A 22,219-nucleotide genomic window follows, 5' to 3' on the forward strand; every position below is an offset into this window, starting at 1 on the left:
GTAGTTGAATAATAGGGTCGACTGTTGGTAACAATTTTAGCCGTTGTAGTTTGAAGGTGGTTTGCAATGTTGAATAAAGTAGTTTCATTTTTCTCAGGTATTTTTTCCAGATTTTTGGTTGCAAGCTGTGCGTCATCGCTGATGCTTATGGGGTGTGGAGGTAGTGATAGTAGTGATGCTGAGCCAGTGCAAACGGATAAGCAGGTCCAGGGGGCGGCGGTTAAAGGTCCGCTGGTTGGTGCAGATGTTAACGTATATACCATTGATTATAGTGCCACAGGGTTAAAGGACGAATTAATAGCTACTGGCATGACGGATGACAACGCAGCTATCAGTGGTGTGCAAATACCTGCTGCAGATGTTTCTAAAGGGCCGTTTATCCTTGAATTTATTAATGGTCAGGAATTGAACGGCAGTGATCCCGTTATTCCTGTATTAACAACCTATGTGACGGCTGAGCAAATTATTAATGGAGAGGCTATTTATGCAACGCCTTTAACTACCTTGGTTATAAACTTGGCTGAAAATTTAGGTGATGATAGTGTCACTGCTGGAGAGTTTTTTAATTCGATGCAGTCGGCAATAGAAAAAGTTAAGGTCAGTTTTGGTTTTGGTTTGTTAGATGACAGTATAGATATTTTTACCACTTCGCCCATTTTTACCAGCAGTGACAATCAGGATAAGGCACTAAAATATCGCGCGGCATCCGAAGCCTTTTCAGCCTTAATAGTAGAAATACAAAAGCTGGCTGGTGCTAGTAATACTGATGTACTGGTTGCGGCATTGGCTGAGGATATGTCTGATGGTGAGCTTGATGGCGTTAAAAATGGTGTGGCGATTAGCGCTTTAGCTAGTGTTGTAAACCTGGATCAGGTGCTGAAACAAAATACATCATTGCTGAAGATACCCGGTACAGAGACTCTGCTATCAAATTTGAGCAGCTTAATGACTACTGAGTCAGCAAGTATTAGGCCTGGAACCACAGTCGGCGCATTGGTTGAGCCTGTTATCGGTGTGGTTCATCTTACTCCCATTAATAACTCACCGGTTGCCAATGCGGGTGCCGATCAGGGTGTTACTGTATCCCAAAAGGTGGTACTTGATGGCGGCGCCAGTAGCGATGCCGATGGCGATGTCTTAAGTTTTTCCTGGCGTTTCATTGCTATGCCCAATGGCACCTCTGTCAGTCTGGTTAATCCCAATTCAGTCAATCCGGAATTTACGCCTGATGTGCTGGGTGATTACAGTCTTGAGTTAACCGTGAGCGATGGTCGAGGCACTATTTCAACCGATTTGGTTTTGGTGGTGGCGGGTGCATCGAATAACGCACCTGTCGCAGATGCTGGTGTAGATCAATATGTCGCTATTCCTGCATTAATAACATTGGATGGCAGTGCCAGTACGGATCAGGAAGGGGATACATTAAGTTTTCGCTGGGAAATTACCAGCATGCCCGCTGGTTCTGCCGCCAGTTTATTAAGTGCGACAGTCGTTAGCACATCCTTTACTGCTGATGTGGCAGGCGCCTATGTAATAACCCTGATGGTGAGTGATGGCGAGTTAGATAGCGCCGTGGACACGATGACTGTTAGTGCTGCTGCTGGGAATATTCCACCTGTAGCTGTGCTTACTGGCTCCGCTACCAATGGAAATGATTATGTGGCTAATGAATTGAGCGTTGAGTTGATGCACCAGATTTATCTTGATGCAGGTGATAGTTTTGATCCAGATGGTGGTGATTTGACTTATTCCTGGGCTATTTCAAATGCGGATACGGGGGTTACGGTAGATGATATTTCGACGTTAACCACCGACTGGATTGGTATTCTTGCAGGGACGACTGAAGGTGATATTACCCTGACTGTTACCGTCAGTGATGGTGAACTACAAGACTCGGCATCAATTGTTGTCCATATCCAAAAAACAATTCCAACCAGTGGTAGTTTTATGTTCGGGTCGCTTATCCTGCTGTTAGCGTTAAGAAAAAAACGTGCTATTCGTAGATACTGGCTGAATTTATGGGCTGAATTAAATAGTGCCAAGTAGAGGTTTTAGACGTGACTGAATTATATAAAAATCCACGGTTTGCCTATCTGTGTATAGCAATGACATTGTTAGTCATGCCCGTAGCGCATACTGCCTCAATGTTGCTGGAACACATCGCTGATAAAACGCTATGGTTTTATGGGCATATTGCGCTGGGTTTTATCGGCTTTGCTGTTGTGTGGGTTGGTTTAAAAAAGTCCGAAATTCAGGCCTGTGTATTGGGATTTGTTGGCGCCAATATGATGTTCGTAGGATTTTTTGAGTTAATGTTTGCCCTATTCGCGGATGTGTTTAATGTGCAGCCCATATTGGATGCCGAGAGTGGGCAGGTGCTGTTGACGCCATCGCTGCAAATTAATGAGGCCTCTATCTTGATTATGTTGCCTCTGTTTCTTTTGACTTACGCAAATAACCAGGTGCGTTGCAATATGATTCGCTGGGTTCGAAAAATTTTGCGTCTGGACCCGGGTCGGCCTACCGAGCCACCACGTGACCGACCTTATTCGCGAATAGTAGCAATGGAGACGCTATTTATTATTTGGATGATCTATGCAGTCAGTTTATTAACTCTGGATCCGCGGGTGTTAGGGCCGGCTCACCCTATTACCGGTCTTATTTATCTGGGATTTGTGATCTGGCCTTTGTACCTGCTGTATCGCATTAGGAAAATATCCGGTGCTGGCCCGTGGTACGCTACGCGATACCTACCGGTATTATTTTCTGGTCGTGGTTCGAAACGGCTTTCTCGATGGATTGGATATTTGAATATTATTTATACCCCTTTGAATACCCTGTTAGTAGTGGTGTTACTGCCTTATGCTGCATAGTGAGCTGCTATCTGGTTTTTAACCGGGATAAAATCCATGATCCAGGCGGTGTATTAAGTGCGGGTTAGTACAGGCTTTGTAAGCAAAGAGTAAGCAATAAGAAGGGAACAGTTAAGTTCCTTTTTTATTAGCTGCCACCTCTCTATAATATCCCAGCGACAACAATAATGATGGGATATGGCGATGAGTGAAACCATTCTACTAAGCGGCGCCAACGGCAAAACCGGCCGTGCTATTTTGAACAAGCTGGTGGGCTTAAAGCAAACGGTAAAAGTGTTTATTCGCGACCGCGAGCAGTGGCCCGCACTTAAAGCCATGGGGGCGAGTGGTTTTGCGGTGGGTGATATGCACGACGCTGATTTGGTGGAAAGTGCGGTGATGGGTTGTGATAAAGTTATTCACGTCGGCCCGCCGATGCATGCTGATGAAAAAACCATGACTGAAAACTTTATTGCTGCAGCCAAAAAGCATGGAGTACGGCACTTTATTTATTATTCAGTGATGCATCCGCTGCGCCGGGAAGTTCGTCATCATAGTCTGAAGCTGGATACTGAAGAAGCGCTGATTGAGTCGGGCTTGGCGTATACGATTTTACAACCCATCCGCTATATGCAGCATTTATTGCCGATTTGGCAAAAGGTGTTAGATGAGGGTGTGCATGCCATGCCGTTTAATACCGAGGTGCATTTCAGCGTGGTGGATTTGGAGGATTTGGCTGAAGCGACAGCCATTGTTGCTGCCGAAGGTGGCCATGAATATGCGACTTATGAACTCGCGGGTCCGCAGGGATTAAATCAACAGGACATGGCGGCAATAATATCCGAGGTGGTGGGCAGGCCAGTGACTGCACAAGCTATTACCTTAGAACAGGTTGCGGCTAATGCCAGGGCCAAAGGGTTTGATGAAGACCGCGTTGAGCAGATGTTGGTGATGAACCGGCATTATGATCATTGCGGTTTTATCGGTAACCCTAATGTGCTGAGCTGGATCTTGGGGCGGGTGCCTAACAGTTACCAACAATTTGTTGAGCGCTTGTGGGCAGAGCAGGCGAGTTCATAGGTGCGAGCGTTTAGACCATAAAAAAACGGAGCTTATGGCTCCGTTTTTTTATGCGTTAATAAAGACTGGCTTAGTGGGCTAAATGTCCGCGTCGAATGAAGGGGTTCAGCCAGCGAGTGAAAAAGCCGGTAAACTCAATAGGTGCGTCAGTGACCGTTAGGCAGATACACACTTTATCTTTGGTTACGACTGGGCGGTGTTTATGGCGTCCATCGCGAACCACAAAGTCACCTTCCTTATAAATCCCGCTTTCATCAGAAAAGCTGCCTTCCAATAAAATGGTGTACTCGTCACCCGTATGGGTGTGAGTAGGAATGGCGCTACCAGGCTTGATTCGGAGCATCTCTACTTTTGAGCCGTTACTATCAATACACAGTTTTGCCGCTTCAATAGCCGGTGACACACTGTGCCAGTCCAATGATTCGTAATCCTCGGGAATAAATTGCTGCAGTGCCGTGGTATATTGGCATTGCGTTTAGCTATGGCTTTTGGCGCTTCTTCTACTGGTGCCTCATCTAACATAGCCATGACGTTAGATTTTAGTTCCGGTGAAGTGGTAGCCGCTGGTTGCAGGCCTGCCATTAACTGCGCGCCGATAGCGTTGAGGCGTTGCAAATTGGCATTGCAGTCGCGACATTGCTCTACGTGCGTGGATACGCAAAGCGCGTGGCTTAACGGCAAGCTACCTGCCGAAAAGGCGGTGAGTAATTCAGAAGCTGGGTGATGGTTTGCCATCGTCAATCTACCTCTTTAATAACAATTCTAGTTTTTGCAATGCTAGTCGCACCCGGGATTTTACTGTTCCCAGTGGCAGGTCTAGCTCATCCGCCGTTTCCTGATGGCTTTTGCCTTCAAGGTAAACTTTGGCTAATACCTGTGACTGCTCAATTGGCAGCTGTTTTAAACCTTCATGGACTTTTGTCTCCGCCCTCTGTCGCTGAGTCAGCTGGAAGGGATCTGGACCTTCGTCTTCCATATTTTCAAAAATATCCGTCGGGTCGATTTCAGTGCTAAAGCGACCATTACGGCGTAAATAATCAATCCGGCAGTTTCTGGCCAGCGTAAATATCCAGGTAGATACAGCGGCCATGTCCGGTTTGTAAGTATGGGCTTTATTCCATACCTTGATCATTACTTCCTGTGCCAGTTCATCGGCTACCAGAGCTGCACCAGGTTCGCGTGCCAGGCTGTAGGACCTCAGCATGGGTGCAAAGTGATCAAATAAAGCGCTAAAAGCCTGCTTGTCACGGTCATTGGCCACTTTCAGCATATGCTCTTTAAGTAGGGCATTGCGCTCGGCATTGCTATCGGTGCTAGTTATGCTAGCGTCGGGCATAGGACTCCGCCTTGGGTGGCTGATGACATTAGACATTGGTTGTGCTCATCATAGTGGGGTTGCCGTCGTTTAACTAGTGCTTTGCCTAATGTACGGGGGGATCTTATGGACAGATCACCCGCTGATGTAATTAACTGAATGATCCATTGTTCAGATGCGCCCGTACAACTACTATGCTGATGGTAAGTTAATGTTTTATAGAGAGTTTTAGATTTTTCAAACCGTCTGGCAAGCCCTTGGATACAGGTGGAAAATGAGCAGCGATATTATTAAATTATTCAAAGACAGCTATCGCGATATGCTGGCAATGGACCTCAGTCAACTAGATCAGCTTTATGCCGACAATATTGTATTTAAGGACCCGGTGCATGAAATCCGGGGTCTGATTGCGTTGCAGGATTATATGGCGGCGATGTGCGCCAATACGCAGGCCTGTCAGTTTGAGTATCTCGATCAGGTAGTCACAGATCAATCGGCTTACATTAAATGGAATATGCATTTTCGTCACCCCAAGCTTGGCGGCGGTAAGTTGATAACCGTGCGGGGCGTCAGTCAAATTCAGTTTGCTGAACGTATTTATTATCATGAAGATATTTATGATATGGGTGAGATGGTGTACGAGCATGTACCGCTAGTGGGTGGTTTGACCCGCTGGTTAAAAGCACGTTTAGCTGATTAATAGAGGATGACCATGGTGACTGCAGAAACCATCTGGATTACCGGTGCCAGTACGGGCATTGGCCGCGACTTGGCATTGTTGTTAGCCGAGCAGGGTAATACCGTTATTGCCAGTGCGCGCAGTGAATCCGGTCTGCAGCAACTGGCAGCCTTAAACGCGAATATTATTCCTTTGGTATTTGATGTGAGTCGTGCGGATGCTATTGATGCTGTGCGTTCCGAATTGTTGAAGCATAGTCCGTATCTGGATCGGGTAATTTTAAACGCAGGCACCTGCGAATATTTGGATATCAGTGCTCCTGATTGGGACATGATGCAGCGGGTGATGACCACTAATTATTTTGGCGCGGTAAATTCATTAGCTGTCGCCATGCCCTTATTGCAGGCTAGGCCAAAAAGCGCTGATGGCAAAGGCGCACATATTATTGGTGTGGTGTCATTGGCAACAGTGGTGCCATTCAGTCGCGCTCAGGCTTATGGTGCATCCAAAGCTGCAATGCAATACTTTTTAGATTCGCTGCGGGTGGATTTACAATCCCGGGCCATCGACGTCACGGTAATTAATCCGGGCTTTGTGAAAACACCGCTAACCGATAAAAATGATTTTTCCATGCCGTTTTTATTATCGTCTAGCGAGGCCGCGCAGCGTATGGCAAATGCCATCGCCAAGCGGCCAAGGCAGTATGATTTTCCGGGCGCTTAAAATGGTTGTTGAAATTACTGGGTTGTGTACCGGTGTTTTGGAATAAAGTGGTAGCACCTTCCTTAAAAGCTTGATGCTGTTAGCGGTAAGGTTTATTCAGGTGCTTTGGCACAAAAATAAAGAGAGATGTGAGTGAGAATAGCGATTGTTGGAAGCGGGATTTCCGGTCTAAGTGCGGCGTACTTGTTACAGCGTGAACACGATATTACGGTTTTTGAAAGTGGCGATAGAATTGGCGGTCATACCGCCACCATGGATGTCTGTGTGCAGGGCCAGAACTATGCTATTGATACCGGCTTTATAGTCTACAACGATTGGACCTATCCAAATTTTATCCGCTTAATGGATGAGTTGGGCGTTGCGTCCCAGCCTACTGAAATGAGCTTCAGTGTCAGTTGTGATCTGACCGGGCTGGAGTATGGCGGTAATAATCTCAATACTCTATTTGCGCAGCGTAAAAATATTTTTAGCCCATCTTATCTGAAAATGATCAAAGATATTTTACGTTTTAATAAAGAAGCCATTGAGGATTTAGACGCGCAGCGCATTGATGAGGCGACAACACTGGGTCAATACCTGGACCAAAAAGATTATGGTAAAACCTTTGCTAATAAATACTTAATACCTATGGGTAGTGCGATATGGTCGGCGTCTACTGACAGTATGTTTGATTTTCCGTTATTGTTTTTTGTGCGGTTTTTTAAAAATCACGGTTTGTTGAGTGTTAATAATCGACCCCAGTGGCGGGTTATCAAAGGTGGCTCTAATCAATATCTGGCACCGTTAACGGCAGGCTTTAAAGACCGTATTCGGGTGAACTGCGCGGTGCAAACGATTACCCGTCATGCGGATGGTGTGGCGTTGGTACTGGCTGATGGTAGTACTGAAACATTTGATCAGGTGGTCATTGCTACCCACAGTGATCAGGCTTTGGCTATGTTATCAGACGTAACGGCTGCTGAGCAATCCGTGTTGGCGGCTATTCCTTATCAGGAAAATGACGTGGTGTTGCATACCGATGACAGTGTATTGCCTGAGAAAAAATTAGCCTGGTCCAGTTGGAATTATTGGCTGCGTTCCGAGCAGCAGGAGCAGGCGATATTGACCTACGATATGAATATATTGCAGGGGATCGATGCGCCGGTTACTTTTTGTGTCACCTTGAATGCGACTGAAGAAATTGATCCTGCTAAAATTTTGGGAAGATATTCTTACAGCCATCCGGTATTTTCTTTGGCATCGGTAGCCGCTGCCGAGCGATGGCAAGACATTAACGGGTCAATAAAACCTGGTTTTGCGGTGCATACTGGGCTAATGGCTTTCATGAAGATGGTGCTAGTAGCGGTATCAGGGTTGCTAAAGCATTGGGAGCAGATTGGTAGGATGCAGGCTTAATGAAAAGCGCTATTTATACAGGCTGGGTTCGTCATCGCCGCTATCATCCCAAGCGGCATGAGTTGCGCTACCGTTTGTTTATGCTGTTGCTCGATTTGTCAGAGTTGGATCAAGTGTTTGCGGGTACCCGTTGGTGGTCTGTATCCCGCTGGGCGCCAGCAAGGTTTAGGCGTAGTGATTTTCTAGGTGATCCCGCAGTACCGCTGGATACTGCGGTGCGTTTACAGGTGGAGAAGAAAACCGGAGTCTATCCGCAAGGCCCCATTCGATTGTTGGCAAATCTTCGTTATTTCGGGTTTATTATGAACCCTATTAGCTGTTATTACTGCTTTGATAAAGCAGAGAAATTACAATTTATTGTTGCCGAAGTGAATAATACCCCTTGGGATGAGCGTCATTGTTATGTGCTGGCATGTGATCCAAATCGTCGTCATCAACGAATAAGTTTCAACAAAGACTTTCATGTTTCGCCGTTCAACCCGATGGATATTCGCTACGATTGGCGCAGCAGTGAGCCCGAACAGAGCTTGCGGATTAATATGCAAAATTGGAGAAAACCGGGTCAAAGTGATTCGGAAGTTATGGAGTTTGACGCTACTTTGGTGCTAGAGCGAGAAGAGATCACTCCGCTGAGTTTGCGTAAAACCATTATTCGTTACCCTCTAATGACTGTGAAAATAGTGTTAGGGATTTATTGGCAGGCCTTAAAGATCTGGCTTAAAGGGGTACCATTTGTATCCCATCCAGATAGTAGAGTGGTGGATAATACTGCGGCCTAGCAGGAATAAAAGTAATTAATTATTAAAAATCAGGATTATTTTATGAGTACCGCTAGTATTGATGACACCAAAGTTAACCGGGAAATCAAATCCAGTTTTATGGATGCGATAGCAGAAAAGGCACTTATCAAGGCCTTGTCAAGCTTGCAATATGGCCGCTTGGTGTTGGAGCATAATGGTCGGGTGTTGGAGTTTGGCAAGCCCGCTGCTGAAGCAGAGGTGGTCGGTCATATTTTTATTCATCACCCTTCTGCCTTTAAAGATATTTTACTGGGTGGTTCGATTGGCGCCGCTGAAGCTTATATGCTGGGTAGTTGGTCTTCCTCTAATTTGGTAGACGTTGTGCGGTTGATGACTTTAAATCTGGAAGTCATGAATAAAATGGATAACACTCGCCCTATCTTTAGTCGTATTACTTCCAAAATAATGCATGTTCTCAATGCCAATACACAAAGTGGTTCGCGCAAAAATATCTCCGCGCATTATGATTTGGGCAATGACTTTTTTAGGTTGTTTCTTGACCCTACTATGATGTATTCCTCTGCAGTTTTTCCTACCCAGGATTCAACGCTGGAAGAGGCATCGCTGCATAAGTTGGATATTATTTGTAAAAAATTAAATTTAAGCGAGCAGGATCATTTGATGGAAGTTGGTACGGGTGGGGTGGCTTAGCGATTTATGCCGCTAAAAATTATGGCTGCCGGGTAACCACCACGACTATCTCAAAAGAGCAATATGATTATGCTTGTGCGGCGGTGAAGGACGCAGGCCTCGAAGATAAGGTGACTTTGTTGCTAGAAGACTATCGTGATCTTAAGGGGCACTATGATAAGTTGGTGTCGATTGAAATGATCGAAGCCGTTGGCCATGAATATTACGATAGCTATTTTGCTAAATGCTCCAGCTTATTAAAGCCTGATGGTTTGATGTTGATTCAGGCAATTACTATTGCTGATCAGCGATATCAGGAAGCTAAGCGCACTGTTGATTTTATTCAGCGCTATATATTCCCTGGCGGGTGTTTGCCCTCAAATGAAATAATCGCGCAATGTGTCTCTAAGAAAACGGATATGATGATCGTGGGTCTGCAGGATATCGGCCTGGATTATGCTAAGACGCTGGCTGAATGGCGTCGTCGTTTTCATGCTCAGTTGGATACTGTAAAACAAATGGGTTTTGATGACGTGTTCTGTCGGATGTGGGAATTTTATCTGTGTTACTGTGAAGGAGGTTTTTCTGAACGTGCTATCAGTACTACGCAAGTCGTTTTCGCCAAGCCTGGCGCCAGAACGATTAACCCCGCTGTTTAGATTATTAATGAATAAGCCGCTAATCAATGCGGCATTATTTCAGCTGGGCTGGTTCGCCTGTGTTTTGGGTGGGGATGCTATTGCAGTTGCTGCTCTGTTGGTGGTGCTGGCCATTCACTACCAATATTTTTCCCGTAAACCGTTTGAGTGGCTGTTCATTGCTGGCGTCGGTCTTACCGGCTTGGCGGTTGATACTATGATGGCCTGGTCTGGCGTGATGCAATTTGAATTCCCTTCTATTGGTTTGATTCCCATTTGGTTGCTGTGTTTGTGGATTATGTTTGCGCTGACGCTGAACCATAGTTTGCAGTGGCTGCAATCTAAGCTTTGGTTGGCAGCTTTATTGGGTGGCGTTTCAGGACCGATGTCTTATCTGGCAGGAAGCAAGCTCGCCCCTGTAAGTTTATTGGATCCGGTTGCTTATTCTTTGCTACCCATTAGCCTTTGTTGGGCGCTATTATTGCCGCTAATGTTTTATGTGCTGCGGTCCGATAGTAATGAATAAATATATTGCTTTTTTTATCTTATCTTTAGTTAGCGTAACTGGTTGGGCTCAAGCTGCTGTGCCAGCGGTTATCGGTGAGGCCTATGATCTGGACGGTCAGGTTATGCTCTATCGAGAGTTGCATTATTACAGCGGCGATAAGTTAAACCATCGAGTGGTCTATCAGGCTCAAGCCGCAGATACTGATCAGTTATTACCTCAATCGTTAATGGCAGAAAAAATCATTGATTACAGCTATGGCTTGGCGACTCCAGCTTTTACCCAGCAAAGTTATTTATTTCCTGAAACTATTGTCGTTGAATGGGCGGATGCGCAGCTGGCTGTTTCCTATCAAGAAGGCTCTGCCAGTTCAGTCGCAACCAATACAAAAAAAATATCAGTAAAAAATCCAATGGTTATTGATGCAGGCTTTGATCATTTTATCCGCGAACATTGGCAGGCAATAAATTCAGGCAAGGCAATGGATTTTTATTATCTTGCACCGACTAGACAAAGTCTGGTCGAGTTAAGCGTTGTTGCAAAGGCGTGTGCTGATAATCAGCCTGATTTTGCCTGTTTTGAAATAAATTCAGCAAATTGGTTTATCCGCTTGATACTGGACCCTATTGAGATTAGTTATGATCTCGAAACAAAAAAGCTAAGGCGATTTAGAGGTTTGGCAAATTTATCCGGTGCTGATGGACAGGCACTTAAAGTGGATATTCAGTATTGTTATTTAGTGGAAGCCACCAAGGATAGCCCTTGTCCTGTGGTGGCTGTAGCGTCTACGTTTTAAGCCGGTCTTAGCTTTCTGTTTGAATGGTGCGCCAGGTGATATCGCACTCAATAGCGTTGCGGTCTTTGCTTAGTTGAATGCAGGGCGGCAGCTCAAAAGTCTGTTCAATCAGGTCGAAATTAATGGGTTCTTTGACAAAGCAGATTTGAGCGGCCATATCATTATGCCAGCGGTCTGCGCGGGCTAGGCTATGGCCATTGGCGAGTAAAAAATCTACCAGAGTTTCCATGTGCGCGTAGGGCGGTTGAGCGTTGGGGTTATATTCAATCGTTGTTTTCATGGCGTTATCAGTATCTCAAATAAGTAAAATTAAACTGCGCTAACCTTCTAATAAAATCAAATGGATTGCAAGGATGCTTGAGTTGAAACCGCGTGGTTGTAGGGGGTTTGTGGTTGAATTGTTAAGAATAGTTTGCTTGGGTAGATTCTTGTTTTAGCTTGGTACACAATGTTCAAATAGCTTGATAAACGATTAGCGTAAAGATTGTTTAAGATCAGCTATGAGTCTTATTGCAGAGAATAATTAAGAGCAAATCTATGTTAGATCCAGATACAAAAAAAACCTACGGCGTGACTTCGGCAGTCCTCGCCTGGCTGGTTTTTTTTAGCTTCCTGATTACTTTTATCGTGTCGGTTTCTTTCCCGCTGATGAACGTAGGTGATCCAGAGCGTGATTATCGTCGCGCGTTGCATATGAGCTTGGGCGTCGTCACTTTTATCTTTGTGGCCTTGAGATTACTTTGGTGGCTAAAAAACCCGCGTCCACAAGCACCTAAAGGCATGCCAGAAAATGCTTATGGTCTTTCTCGGCTAACTTTATTGTTTCTTTATGTTGATGTGCTCGGCTTGGGGGTGACGGGTTTTATGAATAGCTGGGCGATGGCATATGAGGTGAGTTTTTTAGGTTTATTTACTCTGCCAGTACTGAGTGGCTGGGCAGTAGCAACTACCGGGTATTTGCATAGTGTCTTTTTGTTTTTCAATAACATTATGTTGTTAACGTATTTAATCGTGTTTGTGTATCACGCACTGCGTTACAAAGTGGGCTTCCGTAGAATGTTGCCCGGCATGCATGTGTGAGGAATAAAAATGTCAGCTAACAGTACCTATACTACATCCGCCAAAATTCTTCATGGCAGTTATTTTATTATTATATTTTTCTGCTGTCTGATGATGCCGTATTGGCAGTTTGGTGTGGTTCCCTTTGTTTCCGATCGTACCGATGGTCCGGTCTATACCGACCAGGAAGTTATATTGTCCCCCATAACTGCAGCTGATGCATTGGAGGAAGATGTGATGCTCAACGAATTCAAGTGGTGTCGCTATTGTCATGTGATGCAGGAGGGGGGGCTGAAGAACCAGGCCCATCGTTGTACCGTATTTTTGGTCGTCAGGCGGCTACCATGCCTGGCTTCTTTTATTCAGATGCATTTTTGGCGGCAGGCGAAAGCAAGCTAATTTGGACGGAGCAAACGCTGGATGAATTTATTACTGATCCGCAAGCGTATATTCCCGGTAATCGAATGGGGCATGGCCCAGTAGTAATCTCCGACCCGGAGCGGCGTAAGCGGGTGCTTAATCTGTTAAAAAAATGGACCGCAGAAGGCAGTACAGTTGAGCGAGATTATTTACAGGCAGAGTTGGATAAAGCTGGCGTAAACGCTTCAAAGCAGTGATAAATAACAGAGTGAAGGTGATGCAATGAAAAAATTAACGTTATATATGCTATCGATTTTGATGATGGTGTTATCAGCCAATGTTTTGGCCGGTGGTCACAAAGAGGCTATGAAAGATCCCAAAAAAATGGAGGAGTTTTTAGAAAAGCGCCTGGATAAGGCCACAGGTATGGAGTCCAGGCAAAAAGAGCTCGGCGAAAAAGTGGCTGCAATTGTTAAAGAAATGAGCCCGGAAAAAGGCGATTTAGATCCTGAAGTATTAGGCCACTATGTCAATATTGCCGTGCGTACGATGAATCATAACTCTTCCTATCAGCATGAGTTCAACGACGCCTTGGTAAAATTACATCTTACGGCAGTCGCATTTGCTAAAGACCAGAATATGTATGAAGAGCTGGTTGCGAACGATGTCAAAACTACCAAGTTTATGATGCTGCGTATTGGTGGTGGTATCAAAATGACTGGGCGTGAAGACTTTGCCCTAAAAGCTATCTTTGAACAAACCACCTGCTTTTATCAGTTGGTCGATGATTTAGTATGGAACAGCCCTACCAGTGTTACCTATACTTCGCCCTTTAAGCGCGTGTTGGAAGCCAGTCAAAAAGTACGAATTTTTAAAGGTTTGACTGAGCAAGAAGTGCATGAAAATTACATTATCCCTCGTTATAAAGCCTATGCTGAAATAATGGGAGTGAAATTAGATGTGTCGCCTTTGGGTCCAAACGGTGAAGTAACCGTTAGCCTGATAAAGTCATGAATTCAATAGTTTAATTACGGGAATAACTATGAAAACAAATCGTAGAGAGTTTATTAGTATCAGTACCACCGCTGCATTTGCAATGGGATCAGGTGTGGCTGTTGCAGCAAGCAAAACGCTTAGCCCCAATGAACAGGCATTAGCGAAATTAGCAAGCACACCATATGCAAGCAGTGCTATGCCAGATATGTTTTCGTCCTTAGTTGATGCGACCGGCTTTGAGAATCATCGTAAATAAAGAATTTGCATTTAACCTATAATTTAATATCAGGAAAACATTATGATTACGCTGAATGGTTACAACGACTCACGCTTACCTAAAGACTTTGGTTTAAACCTTAACGATCCGGCTACTAATTTGAAGCACTTTGCACGATTGATGGGTAGCTCTAATCCGGAAAAAGAAACAGTGGGTTATTATGGTGGCCACTTATTCGCTTCTTTGGATAACAAAAAGTTAATTCCTCTATTAGGTTTAGAGGGTATAGGTGTTACCCGTATGGAAACACAGGCTAATGGTGATGTGCATACCTTTCACCGTGAAATAGGTTTTTATTCAGATGTTAAAACTGGCAAATACATTGATACCTGGCACAACCCATTAATTGATGACAAGGTTGAGATTTATCATATTAAAAATGACCATGTAAATAATAAGATGGCGCCGATTAATGTAATGGATTTTGATGGTCATGAAGTGAAAATTCCATTTCCTGCCAAGTGGGATATTTTGGGTGCAACCGGCGTTAATAATTTCGAGTTGCTAATGGAAATGCCAACTATTTTGTCGAAGGCGCAATGGCCGCGGGAATATCCTGGGCCGACTACAAAAATTTCAGAAATGTTTATGCGCCAGTTTGATACTGCAGACCTGCTAAATGAGAAGTTGGATTCGATTCCAAATATGGGGTCATGGTGCCGTGTATCTACCTGGTTTCCATGGATGTTGATGGGTGAATTACCAGGGGAGCTGGTATTCCGTACGCACTCCGTAAAATTAGAGAATGGTGTTGACGACTTACCTAAGCAATTACGCGATAAAATTGAAAAGACGGCACCTGAGTATTTTAATGCGCCACCACAATCTACTTGGGGCACGCCAAATGAATCTTCATTTGTAAATTACTTACGTGACCGCAAACCGGTACCAGTTAAAAAGTAACTGACGGATCTGTTGAAAAAGGCATTCCTTGGGGGTGCCTTTTTTCTTGGTAATACTGATCGCAGATATATAGCGGCAAAGAGGTTTGGTGAAAAATGAAAGTGATAACAGTAAAAAGTCTATTGGTAGTAACAATTTCTTCTGTGGTGATGGCTGCCTGTGCCACAACAGAGCATGAGCCATTGGTTCGAGATACTGCGCCGGTGCTATCTGATCTGGATAACAAGGACCGTGTTGCCATACTGAATACTGCTTGGGGAACACCTAAAGCTTATAGTGCAGCCTACCGTACGGGCTTGGCTGACAGGGCTTATCGTGGACCAAAACAAATGACAGAAAATGAGCCTTGTACAGATATGTACTATGGCGAATGGCCTTATCGTGTTAAGCAAGGACTGCTACCGTTTTCTGTTGGTTATCGCACGCCTAAATTTGAAATGCTGTTTGATGGCTTGGGCGTTTATCGACTGGATAAAAAGCTGGAAATGTATACCAGTGTACTCAATCCAAAAATACAATTAACCACTTATCAGGTTGATAAGGGGGTAAAAAAGGGCACGCTTAAAGTCAGTCCTGCATCTGAATTAAAGCTGCCGATTGAACGCTTGAATCTAGGGCCCGACCCACGTACAGGCGAAGATTATATTACTGACTTTTATACCATCGACCACCCGAATGGTTTGCATGACCTTGATGAAATTAGCTGGATGACAAATTATCGTTTGTCCTTTATTGAAGGATTGCCTCGCGACTCTGTACCTGAATTAAATGAAACCTATACCATTCTTAATAACAATACCAAGCAGTGGCTGGTCGATCGCTTTGGCGGAAAAATAGATTATCGCGATGGCTATTATGAATCTATTCCCGGCAAAAGTGAGCGCCATGATGACTTGGCGGTTAAATATGTACGCGAAGGTTTTAAAAATATGGTAGTGGCTCGTGAAACCACGGATTATAACAACTACGCGATAAATACCATGGGTAAGGCCTGGATTGATAAAGGTTTCTGTGAAGCAGGTATTGAAGAAGGTAAAGACGTAAATACTCAGTATATTCGTCAGGCTGGCCGTACACCAGAATACAACGTGTTGCTTGCCGATCTAGTTGCCAAGCATATAAAGCAAATTCCGAAGGGAGAAGAGGTGTCCATTTTGTACACCAATTATGGTATGCCATGGCCGGGCGGAAATCCCAAGGGACCAATGTCCAGCGCTTTGCCGCTAGCCAAGGAAACATTCCATGAAAACGGATTTAATAACTTTCTGAGTGCCAAGCATTATTTGTTAGCACGTTTTGACCAAGGTAATGGCGGCGACTGGAAACTTAACTTTAACAAAAAGGGTGGCACTGGCGGCACTGATGCACGTACCCGTAGTTTGTATAGTTATGCAATGGAAGCCAGAAATAAAACGTCTTTTGAGTTGGACCCTTTGGATTTTCCGAATATTCGTGAAAATCTGGATGTCGCTGTAGGTCAGGAAAAAGAAAAAATATCATTATCGTAACCTCGCACTGGTTTGGTGATAACGAGGATACTAAAGTGGTTATTCGTGATCTTAATAACATGCCTTATAACTCTAAAGAAGATTTTAAAAATGAAGAGTTTTGGATTAGTTGGTGTGAGCGTTATACCGGTGCAACGGAATTTGAGCAAAAAGTGATTGCTGATGATGCGCAATGTGATGCCGGTTGGACACGTATCACGCTGACGGATGTTTTCCATAAGCAGATTCCCGATTTCGCGGTAGGTTATGCGGCTAGAATTCGTGGTGGTGTAGAGCGTTACGGTGTTTTTCCGGAGTTGGATATTAATGTTGTGAGCAAGGGCGCTATCAGCAAAGATAACGGCGGTGAGGTTGTCGTTAAATCCGGCCAGTTGGCAGGTGCTAAATTATTGGTACGACCGGATTACAAGCCGGGCATCCCCGAAGACTTAACCTACTTTGATGTTTTTACTCCGGGAGCAAGAGGAAGGCTGAAAAATGTTAGCCCGGATGCATTCCGCCCATTTAATGAATTCACCAAGCCGGAAGACCATGCCTGGTCGGCGTGGAATGATTTTACTGGTTATATCGGCACCCAGGGTTTAGCTAACCCGGGTGAGCCTTTAAAGGCGCCAGCAAAAGCAGTTTCGGAGGTTATTTATTTTGGTCCTTATCGTACTATCTTTAACGCCCCTTCGCTGGTTACTTTGCCGTTTGATAAGAGCAAGGTCAGTGATGCTAGTAAGCTGAAGGCGCTTATTTATAACGACTTGACTAACAGTTACGACCCTGTCTATCCAGTGCCTGGTGGTGCCGCGTTAAGGGTGGATGAAAAAGCGGGTACTGCAACTTTCGATGTGCAGGTATTGGGCAACTTTGTGTTGGTGCAGGGTTAAACAACACAAGCGGCTATACAATAAAAAACCCCCGCCATTGAGCGGGGGTTTTTTTATTGCTGCGCAGAAAATACCTCGTCTAAATATTTACGTTATTGATAGGCTATTATTTTGATCGGTGTAAATAATCAAGTACATAATTCATTAAGTTGTTGATGGTGGTATAACGTTCTTCAGGAGTTGCTAGAATATCATCGGCGGCCTGAATATATTCCCCTGTTACTAATTCGTCACCACAGTGAGTGACAATTGCTCGTGCTGAGTCGTATGTAGTCTCCAAGTGGCATTGCAGGCCAATGACATTGCGGCCGATTTGAAAGGCCTGGTTTTTACAGGCCGCACTTTCGGCAAGCAGTATCGCCTTGGTTGGCAGGGTAAAGGTCTCGCCATGCCAGTGAAAAACATCGACCTGTGGTGGAAATTTAAACGTCATATTATTGGGGCGGGTACACTGGTAATGGGGAACCAGCCTATTTCTTTTACCGGATTGGCAAATATTTTTGCGCCCATTGCGCTGGCAATAAGTTGCGCGCCCAGACAAATTCCCAGTACCGGTATGCCGGAGTCTATCGCTTGTTGAATGAAGGTTTTTTCATTGCCTAGCCAGGGATATTGCTCTTCATCATTAACGCTCATAGGGCCACCCATAATAATAAGCATTTCAATGCCATCAAGAGCGGGTAACGATTCTGCGGCGTAAAGTTTGGTGCTGCTGATATCATAGCCAGCTGTGTGAAGCCAGGTCTCGATGCTACCGAGTCCTTCAAAAGGCACATGTTGTAAATAGTGCGCGCGCATAGGCTTTCCTTATGTCAGCGCTGAACGAGTCCAGTGCTGATAATTGGCTATTAAAAAAGTAAAATGATTTGTACCATCGTTGAAGAAAGCGGTAAATCGTAAATAGAAAAATATATAAAATTATTTCGTTTTGATTGGGTTAATGATCCATGATGTTGCCATCAATTAATTGCACTTGTATTTCTTGAGTGCTTGGAAGAACCTGTGGCCCGAATTGATTATAGATGGCGACATCGGCAGCGTCTCGGCCATAGCCAATAGCGACGTAGCCACCTTTAAGCTCGTACTGCGTTGCATCAAAGGTATACCAGCGGCCGCCAACGTAGGCTTCAAACCAGGCATGCAGATCCATAGGTTGCAAGCCGTGCAAGTAGCCTACAACCAGCCTTGCTGGAATGCTAAGGCTGCGGCATAGCGCAATCCCCAAGTGAGCAAGATCACGGCAAACCCCTGACTGCCTTACGTTGACTTCAGTTGCAGATATTGGTGTGTCACTTCGGCCTGGTTGGTAAGCAATATTATTGCGCAACCAGGTCTCTATCGCTTTGACTTGATCGTAACCAAGAAGGTGGCCTTCTGAGATTGAGGCAGCCATTAATCCAAAACGGTCTGATTCACAATAACGACTGGGTAATAAGTAGCTGAGCACTGCGTCTGGCAAGTGTTCTACATCGACAAAGGGTGCTCCCGGAGATTGGTCAACGACATCGGCGGTCATTACATCTGCGGTGGTAAAGATTTCGAATAAGCCAGGTTGCGCTATAAGTCGCTGGCAGAGGTTGCCATAATTATCAGTAAACTCATAAACCGGCAGGCTAGGGTTGAGTCGATACTCTTCACTTGCTATCCATTGTTGCGCTCCGCTGCGCAAGCGCAACATTAAAATAAAGGGTGTGGGAACGGCGATATCGAATGTCAAGAAACAGCTGGCACGTAACCACATTCACTTTATCCTGAGTAAAATAACAGTTAAAAAAACACTAAGACCGGTAGTACTTGTCTAGAATTGCAGCAGCCATTCTTCGGCCTCCCGCTTATTATCAAATTGCGCCAATTGGTAGCCTTTGATATAGGCGGTTGAGTCAACAATAATATTGGGGTTGTTACCCGTTGCATGAAGCACGGCGACTTTTGTATTTTTTAGGTCCTCATTAGAGGCTAAATGAAGGCCAAAACTTTTTTGCTCGGCGACTGAAAGTTGCATGTCCAAATGGATGACATTAATGAGTAACCTCAGCGGATTGAGTTGTGAATAGGCTGCACATACATCGCTAACTGCATTGAGTCTCTCGTCGAGCTCACTTGTTCCAGTGTAAGTCACGGTGACTATTAGTGCAGTGTCATCGAAATCGATGGTGTAGCTCATAGGTTTCCTTAAGGTCCGGCGGCTTATATCTGTAGTGTTGGTAAAGTTATTATTAAGCAGATGGCAAATGCTTGGCCTGAAGATTAATTCAGGTTTAAAACGCCGCATCTGAATAGAATTAATGCCATTTGGGTTGTTGCTACCAAGGGGTTAGGTTGCCAAAGTGTAGACCGGATCCGTACCTTGCCACAATGAATAACGCATTCTTTATGTTTTAGATAAGCACAGATTACCAGCTTAATGTCCATTTTTAGTGAGGTGGCTATCTTGGAATGGCTAATAAGTCGCGCCCATCGATGAACTGCTCATTTTATTCTGACGTTGATTTGATAATCTCTTCACGCTCGCGCTGGTAATCATCATAAGGCTGGCCGTGAGCTTGCATGCACTCTTCATACTGCACAGGGGGGCGTTTCTGGCATTCCAATTGGCGGTTTTGTTGAATCGCCTCATAGGCCTGTTGATTGCTGCAGCCAAAAATAAAACAGATAAAAATCAATAGTATGCCAACTGATCTTAATATCATCTTGAATCCTCTAAAAACCAAGCACCAAATAAAAGCCTGAATAGGAGATAAATAGGATTAACGGTGCCAGCGGCCCTCGTGAATCCGTAGCGAGCTAGCGGTAAATACAAAGATTTCCCAGCAATGACACAAATTGGTTCACATATTGCTATAAGCTTTATAGTGGCCTGAATGCCATTGGCATAGCTGCCATAGAAGGCAGGGGGAAGTTTAGGCGTCTATATCTCTCGAATCAATAGCATATACCACTGGTGCCGCATAGGGTGACCGGTGGCCAGACTGCGGGACAGTTGATGATAGGGTGTCTTTTAGCGCACTAAAATAGTGAAAATAGGTGCACCAATTTGGTGTGATTGAGTATTTTAAGAGCCAGTATTGTGCATGAGATGATTTCACAGGCGATCGCCAAACACCAGTTACCGGCAAGTTTCGCGGACACGATTACTATGGCTTACTTGCCCATTGCGAAGGCAATTGCTGCGCGCTGTCAGGGCAGTCACTCGGCTTTATTGGTCGGTGTGCAAGGCACACAGGGCAGTGGAAAGAGCACAATGGCTGATTTTCTTCGTCTATTGCTAGAAACAGAAAATCAATTGCGGGTAGCGGTGATCTCAATTGATGACTTCTATTTAACGCGGCAACAGCGTCAGCAGTTGGCAGTGGATATCCATCCTTTATTGAGCACCCGAGGCGTCCCCGGCACCCATGATTTATCGCTGGCATTTTCTACCCTAGAAAAACTACAGTCGCTGTCAATTGGAGAGACCTGTTTACTGCCGTGCTTTAACAAAGCGCTGGATGATCGCGAAGATGAAACCTTGTGGCCATCAGTGACGGGGCCAATTGATGTGATTATCTTTGAAGGCTGGTGCTTGGCTATCCCGCCACAAACTGATGAAGAGTTGCAACAGCCAATAAATGACTTGGAAGCGATGGAAGATATGGATGGTCGCTGGCGGTCTTATGTGAATCAGTGCTTGCAACAGCAATACGGTGATTTGTTTGCTCAGCTGGACTGTTTAGTGGCGATTACAGCGCCGAGTTTTGACTGTGTGTATCAGTGGCGGCAGTTGCAAGAGCAAAAGCTAGCGGCCAGCTTGCGTAACGCTCCTGACGAGCAAAAATCCAAATTATTCACCCCGCAACAACTTAAACGTTTTATTGCTCACTATCAGCGGCTAACAGAACATGGTTTGAAGCAACTACCCGCTAGCGCTGATTGGTTGATCGCATTGGATGAAAATCATCGGGTGCAGCAAATTGAAGAAAGGCAAATGTAGTATGAGTAATACCGCTGCGTATTTGATTAGCACCGATCTCGATGGCACATTGTTAGACCATCATAATTATAGCTGGCAGGCGGCAAGTGAAGCGCTGCAGCAATTAAAGATCAAATCCATCCCTATAGTCATAAATACCAGCAAAACAGCGCCGGAAGTATTGGCTTTGCAACAGCAGCTAGCTATCAATGATCCTTTTATTGTTGAAAATGGGTCGGCGGTTTTTATTCATAAGCAGGATGCCCGTTTTAATATTGAAACATTTAAAGTGGGGACTCAGCCTCACTTGACCGATAAAGAAAAAGTATTCAGTGACTGGTTCGCCATCATACTGGGAAAGCCACGGGCTGATAGTTTAGAGGCGCTGAGGTTCGCGCGTAGAGAATTTAACTGGCAGTTTAATGGCTTTAGCGATTGCAGTACTGCTCAAATTTCAGACTTGACCGGTTTGTCTTTAGCTAGTGCAGCGCAGGCCAAAAATCGCCAGTTCTCGGAGCCATTGCTGTGGCAAGATAGTGAAGCAAATTTAGCAACCTTTAGAGTTTTTTTAGCCGAGCGGGAATTAACCTTGTTGAAGGGCGGCCGGTTTTATCATGTGTTGGGCAATACCAATAAAGGTAAAGCTATTCAGTGGTTACAACAGCGCATGACTCAATCTGGAAAAACATCGCTTATTGCGTTGGGTGACAGCCAAAACGATCTGGATATGTTACGTGTCGCTGATTATCCGGTGTTGGTGAAATCACCTAGCCATGATTACCCAGTGTTTGAGCATCCCAATTTAATTAAAACAGATGGTGAAGGTCCTGTCGGGTGGAGCGACGCCATTAAACAATTAACGGTTACTAGAACATAAGG

At 44.8% G+C, this 22,219-nt stretch carries 27 protein-coding genes and 2 pseudogenes; 20 read left to right on the forward strand and 9 right to left on the reverse strand.

Going from position 1 to position 22,219, the window contains the following annotated elements:
* Window positions 1-66 precede the first annotated feature (66 nt).
* The 3 genes from UNITIG_RS14200 (at window position 67) to UNITIG_RS14210 (ending at window position 3,932) form a co-directional block, all read left to right on the forward strand.
* Window positions 67-2,046: a PKD domain-containing protein gene (locus tag UNITIG_RS14200; RefSeq protein ID WP_101758973.1), complete on the forward strand. Its 1,980-nt coding sequence runs from the start codon at window positions 67-69 to the stop codon at window positions 2,044-2,046.
* 11 nt (window positions 2,047-2,057) lie between these two features.
* Window positions 2,058-2,873, forward strand: coding sequence for a hypothetical protein (locus UNITIG_RS14205; protein ID WP_101758974.1), 816 nt, complete (start codon window positions 2,058-2,060; stop codon window positions 2,871-2,873).
* Window positions 2,874-3,056: 183 nt separating this feature from the next.
* Window positions 3,057-3,932 carry an SDR family oxidoreductase gene (locus UNITIG_RS14210; RefSeq protein ID WP_159931163.1) on the forward strand — a complete coding sequence of 292 codons (876 nt, stop codon included), beginning with the start codon at window positions 3,057-3,059 and terminating at the stop codon, window positions 3,930-3,932.
* Window positions 3,933-4,002: 70 nt separating this feature from the next.
* On the opposite strand, the gene UNITIG_RS24420 is transcribed toward UNITIG_RS14210, so the two are convergent.
* Genes UNITIG_RS24420 through UNITIG_RS14220 form a run of 3 tightly spaced genes read right to left on the reverse strand, consistent with a single transcriptional unit; the run spans window position 4,003 to window position 5,268 of the window.
* On the reverse strand, window positions 4,003-4,275 hold the full coding sequence (locus UNITIG_RS24420) for a cupin domain-containing protein (RefSeq protein ID WP_235015396.1): 273 nt from the start codon (window positions 4,273-4,275) through the stop codon (window positions 4,003-4,005).
* A 2-nt stretch (window positions 4,276-4,277) separates the two neighbouring features.
* Complete coding sequence (locus tag UNITIG_RS24425; protein WP_235015397.1) at window positions 4,278-4,667, reverse strand: hypothetical protein; 390 nt, start codon at window positions 4,665-4,667, stop codon at window positions 4,278-4,280.
* Window positions 4,668-4,674: 7 nt separating this feature from the next.
* Entirely contained in the window at window positions 4,675-5,268 is a 594-nt protein-coding gene (locus tag UNITIG_RS14220) for a sigma-70 family RNA polymerase sigma factor (RefSeq protein WP_101758976.1), read from the reverse strand.
* A 253-nt stretch (window positions 5,269-5,521) separates the two neighbouring features.
* On the opposite strand from UNITIG_RS14220, the gene UNITIG_RS14225 reads away from it, so the two are divergent.
* From UNITIG_RS14225 to UNITIG_RS14255, 7 genes and pseudogenes are all read left to right on the forward strand, one after another.
* Complete coding sequence (locus tag UNITIG_RS14225) at window positions 5,522-5,947, forward strand: nuclear transport factor 2 family protein (protein ID WP_101758977.1); 426 nt, start codon at window positions 5,522-5,524, stop codon at window positions 5,945-5,947.
* A 12-nt stretch (window positions 5,948-5,959) separates the two neighbouring features.
* Window positions 5,960-6,649, forward strand: coding sequence for an SDR family oxidoreductase (locus UNITIG_RS14230; protein WP_235015398.1), 690 nt, complete (start codon window positions 5,960-5,962; stop codon window positions 6,647-6,649).
* Between the two features lie 132 nt (window positions 6,650-6,781).
* Window positions 6,782-8,031, forward strand: a pseudogene (locus UNITIG_RS14235) (NAD(P)/FAD-dependent oxidoreductase).
* Window positions 8,032-8,043: 12 nt separating this feature from the next.
* The gene (locus UNITIG_RS14240) at window positions 8,044-8,823 is read left to right on the forward strand and encodes a DUF1365 domain-containing protein (RefSeq protein WP_101758978.1); all 780 of its coding nucleotides are present in this window, start codon (window positions 8,044-8,046) and stop codon (window positions 8,821-8,823) included.
* 426 nt (window positions 8,824-9,249) lie between these two features.
* Window positions 9,250-10,133: pseudogene (locus UNITIG_RS14245) on the forward strand (class I SAM-dependent methyltransferase).
* A 7-nt stretch (window positions 10,134-10,140) separates the two neighbouring features.
* The gene (locus UNITIG_RS14250; protein ID WP_101758979.1) at window positions 10,141-10,638 is read left to right on the forward strand and encodes a DUF2878 domain-containing protein; all 498 of its coding nucleotides are present in this window, start codon (window positions 10,141-10,143) and stop codon (window positions 10,636-10,638) included.
* Window positions 10,631-11,413, forward strand: coding sequence for a hypothetical protein (locus UNITIG_RS14255; protein ID WP_101758980.1), 783 nt, complete (start codon window positions 10,631-10,633; stop codon window positions 11,411-11,413). Before UNITIG_RS14250 ends, UNITIG_RS14255 begins: the two co-directional genes overlap by 8 nt.
* A gap of 7 nt (window positions 11,414-11,420) precedes the next feature.
* Here UNITIG_RS14255 and UNITIG_RS14260 read toward each other — a convergent pair whose 3' ends face one another.
* The gene (locus UNITIG_RS14260) at window positions 11,421-11,693 is read right to left on the reverse strand and encodes a hypothetical protein (RefSeq protein WP_101758981.1); all 273 of its coding nucleotides are present in this window, start codon (window positions 11,691-11,693) and stop codon (window positions 11,421-11,423) included.
* Between the two features lie 257 nt (window positions 11,694-11,950).
* Here UNITIG_RS14260 and UNITIG_RS14265 point away from each other — a divergent pair, with 257 nt between their 5' ends.
* The 8 genes from UNITIG_RS14265 (at window position 11,951) to UNITIG_RS14300 (ending at window position 17,391) form a co-directional block, all read left to right on the forward strand.
* Complete coding sequence (locus UNITIG_RS14265; protein ID WP_101758982.1) at window positions 11,951-12,493, forward strand: cytochrome b; 543 nt, start codon at window positions 11,951-11,953, stop codon at window positions 12,491-12,493.
* A 9-nt stretch (window positions 12,494-12,502) separates the two neighbouring features.
* Window positions 12,503-12,871 (forward strand): hypothetical protein, encoded by a 369-nt coding sequence (locus UNITIG_RS22875; RefSeq protein ID WP_145999178.1) that lies wholly within the window; start codon window positions 12,503-12,505, stop codon window positions 12,869-12,871.
* Complete coding sequence (locus UNITIG_RS14275; protein WP_145999179.1) at window positions 12,847-13,089, forward strand: cytochrome c family protein; 243 nt, start codon at window positions 12,847-12,849, stop codon at window positions 13,087-13,089. Before UNITIG_RS22875 ends, UNITIG_RS14275 begins: the two co-directional genes overlap by 25 nt.
* A gap of 25 nt (window positions 13,090-13,114) precedes the next feature.
* On the forward strand, window positions 13,115-13,846 hold the full coding sequence (locus UNITIG_RS14280; RefSeq protein WP_101758985.1) for a hypothetical protein: 732 nt from the start codon (window positions 13,115-13,117) through the stop codon (window positions 13,844-13,846).
* A gap of 28 nt (window positions 13,847-13,874) precedes the next feature.
* A complete protein-coding gene (locus UNITIG_RS14285) occupies window positions 13,875-14,084 on the forward strand; it encodes a hypothetical protein (protein WP_101758986.1) in 210 nt (69 codons plus the stop codon).
* Between the two features lie 42 nt (window positions 14,085-14,126).
* Entirely contained in the window at window positions 14,127-15,008 is an 882-nt protein-coding gene (locus UNITIG_RS14290) for a DUF1838 family protein (RefSeq protein WP_101758987.1), read from the forward strand.
* Between the two features lie 95 nt (window positions 15,009-15,103).
* The gene (locus tag UNITIG_RS14295; protein ID WP_101758988.1) at window positions 15,104-16,516 is read left to right on the forward strand and encodes a hypothetical protein; all 1,413 of its coding nucleotides are present in this window, start codon (window positions 15,104-15,106) and stop codon (window positions 16,514-16,516) included.
* Between the two features lie 35 nt (window positions 16,517-16,551).
* Window positions 16,552-17,391: a hypothetical protein gene (locus tag UNITIG_RS14300; RefSeq protein ID WP_101758989.1), complete on the forward strand. Its 840-nt coding sequence runs from the start codon at window positions 16,552-16,554 to the stop codon at window positions 17,389-17,391.
* Window positions 17,392-17,497: 106 nt separating this feature from the next.
* Here the strand turns inward: UNITIG_RS14300 and UNITIG_RS23615 are convergent, their stop codons facing one another.
* The 5 genes from UNITIG_RS23615 to UNITIG_RS14320 all read right to left on the reverse strand — a co-directional run bounded on the left by UNITIG_RS23615 (window position 17,498) and on the right by UNITIG_RS14320 (window position 20,081).
* Window positions 17,498-17,824: a type 1 glutamine amidotransferase gene (locus tag UNITIG_RS23615; protein WP_200821296.1), complete on the reverse strand. Its 327-nt coding sequence runs from the start codon at window positions 17,822-17,824 to the stop codon at window positions 17,498-17,500.
* A complete protein-coding gene (locus tag UNITIG_RS23620) occupies window positions 17,821-18,189 on the reverse strand; it encodes a type 1 glutamine amidotransferase (protein ID WP_200821297.1) in 369 nt (122 codons plus the stop codon). Before UNITIG_RS23620 ends, UNITIG_RS23615 begins: the two co-directional genes overlap by 4 nt.
* A gap of 139 nt (window positions 18,190-18,328) precedes the next feature.
* Entirely contained in the window at window positions 18,329-19,132 is an 804-nt protein-coding gene (locus tag UNITIG_RS14310; RefSeq protein ID WP_101758990.1) for a transglutaminase family protein, read from the reverse strand.
* A gap of 57 nt (window positions 19,133-19,189) precedes the next feature.
* On the reverse strand, window positions 19,190-19,555 hold the full coding sequence (locus tag UNITIG_RS14315) for a hypothetical protein (RefSeq protein WP_101758991.1): 366 nt from the start codon (window positions 19,553-19,555) through the stop codon (window positions 19,190-19,192).
* Window positions 19,556-19,865: 310 nt separating this feature from the next.
* Window positions 19,866-20,081 (reverse strand): hypothetical protein, encoded by a 216-nt coding sequence (locus UNITIG_RS14320; RefSeq protein ID WP_101758992.1) that lies wholly within the window; start codon window positions 20,079-20,081, stop codon window positions 19,866-19,868.
* Between the two features lie 353 nt (window positions 20,082-20,434).
* Between UNITIG_RS14320 and UNITIG_RS14325 the strand changes: the two genes are divergently transcribed.
* Together UNITIG_RS14325 and UNITIG_RS14330 are read left to right on the forward strand one after the other, a co-directional pair.
* Window positions 20,435-21,361, forward strand: coding sequence for a phosphoribulokinase (locus UNITIG_RS14325; protein ID WP_235015399.1), 927 nt, complete (start codon window positions 20,435-20,437; stop codon window positions 21,359-21,361).
* Window position 21,362: 1 nt separating this feature from the next.
* Window positions 21,363-22,217, forward strand: a complete 855-nt coding sequence (locus UNITIG_RS14330) for a mannosyl-3-phosphoglycerate phosphatase (protein WP_159931164.1) — start codon at window positions 21,363-21,365, stop codon at window positions 22,215-22,217.
* The last annotated feature ends 2 nt before the right edge of the window (window positions 22,218-22,219 follow it).

Origin of the sequence: Oceanicoccus sp. KOV_DT_Chl, from assembly GCF_900120175.1 — a bacterium.
Classification (GTDB): Bacteria; Pseudomonadota; Gammaproteobacteria; order Pseudomonadales; family Dasaniaceae; genus Oceanicoccus.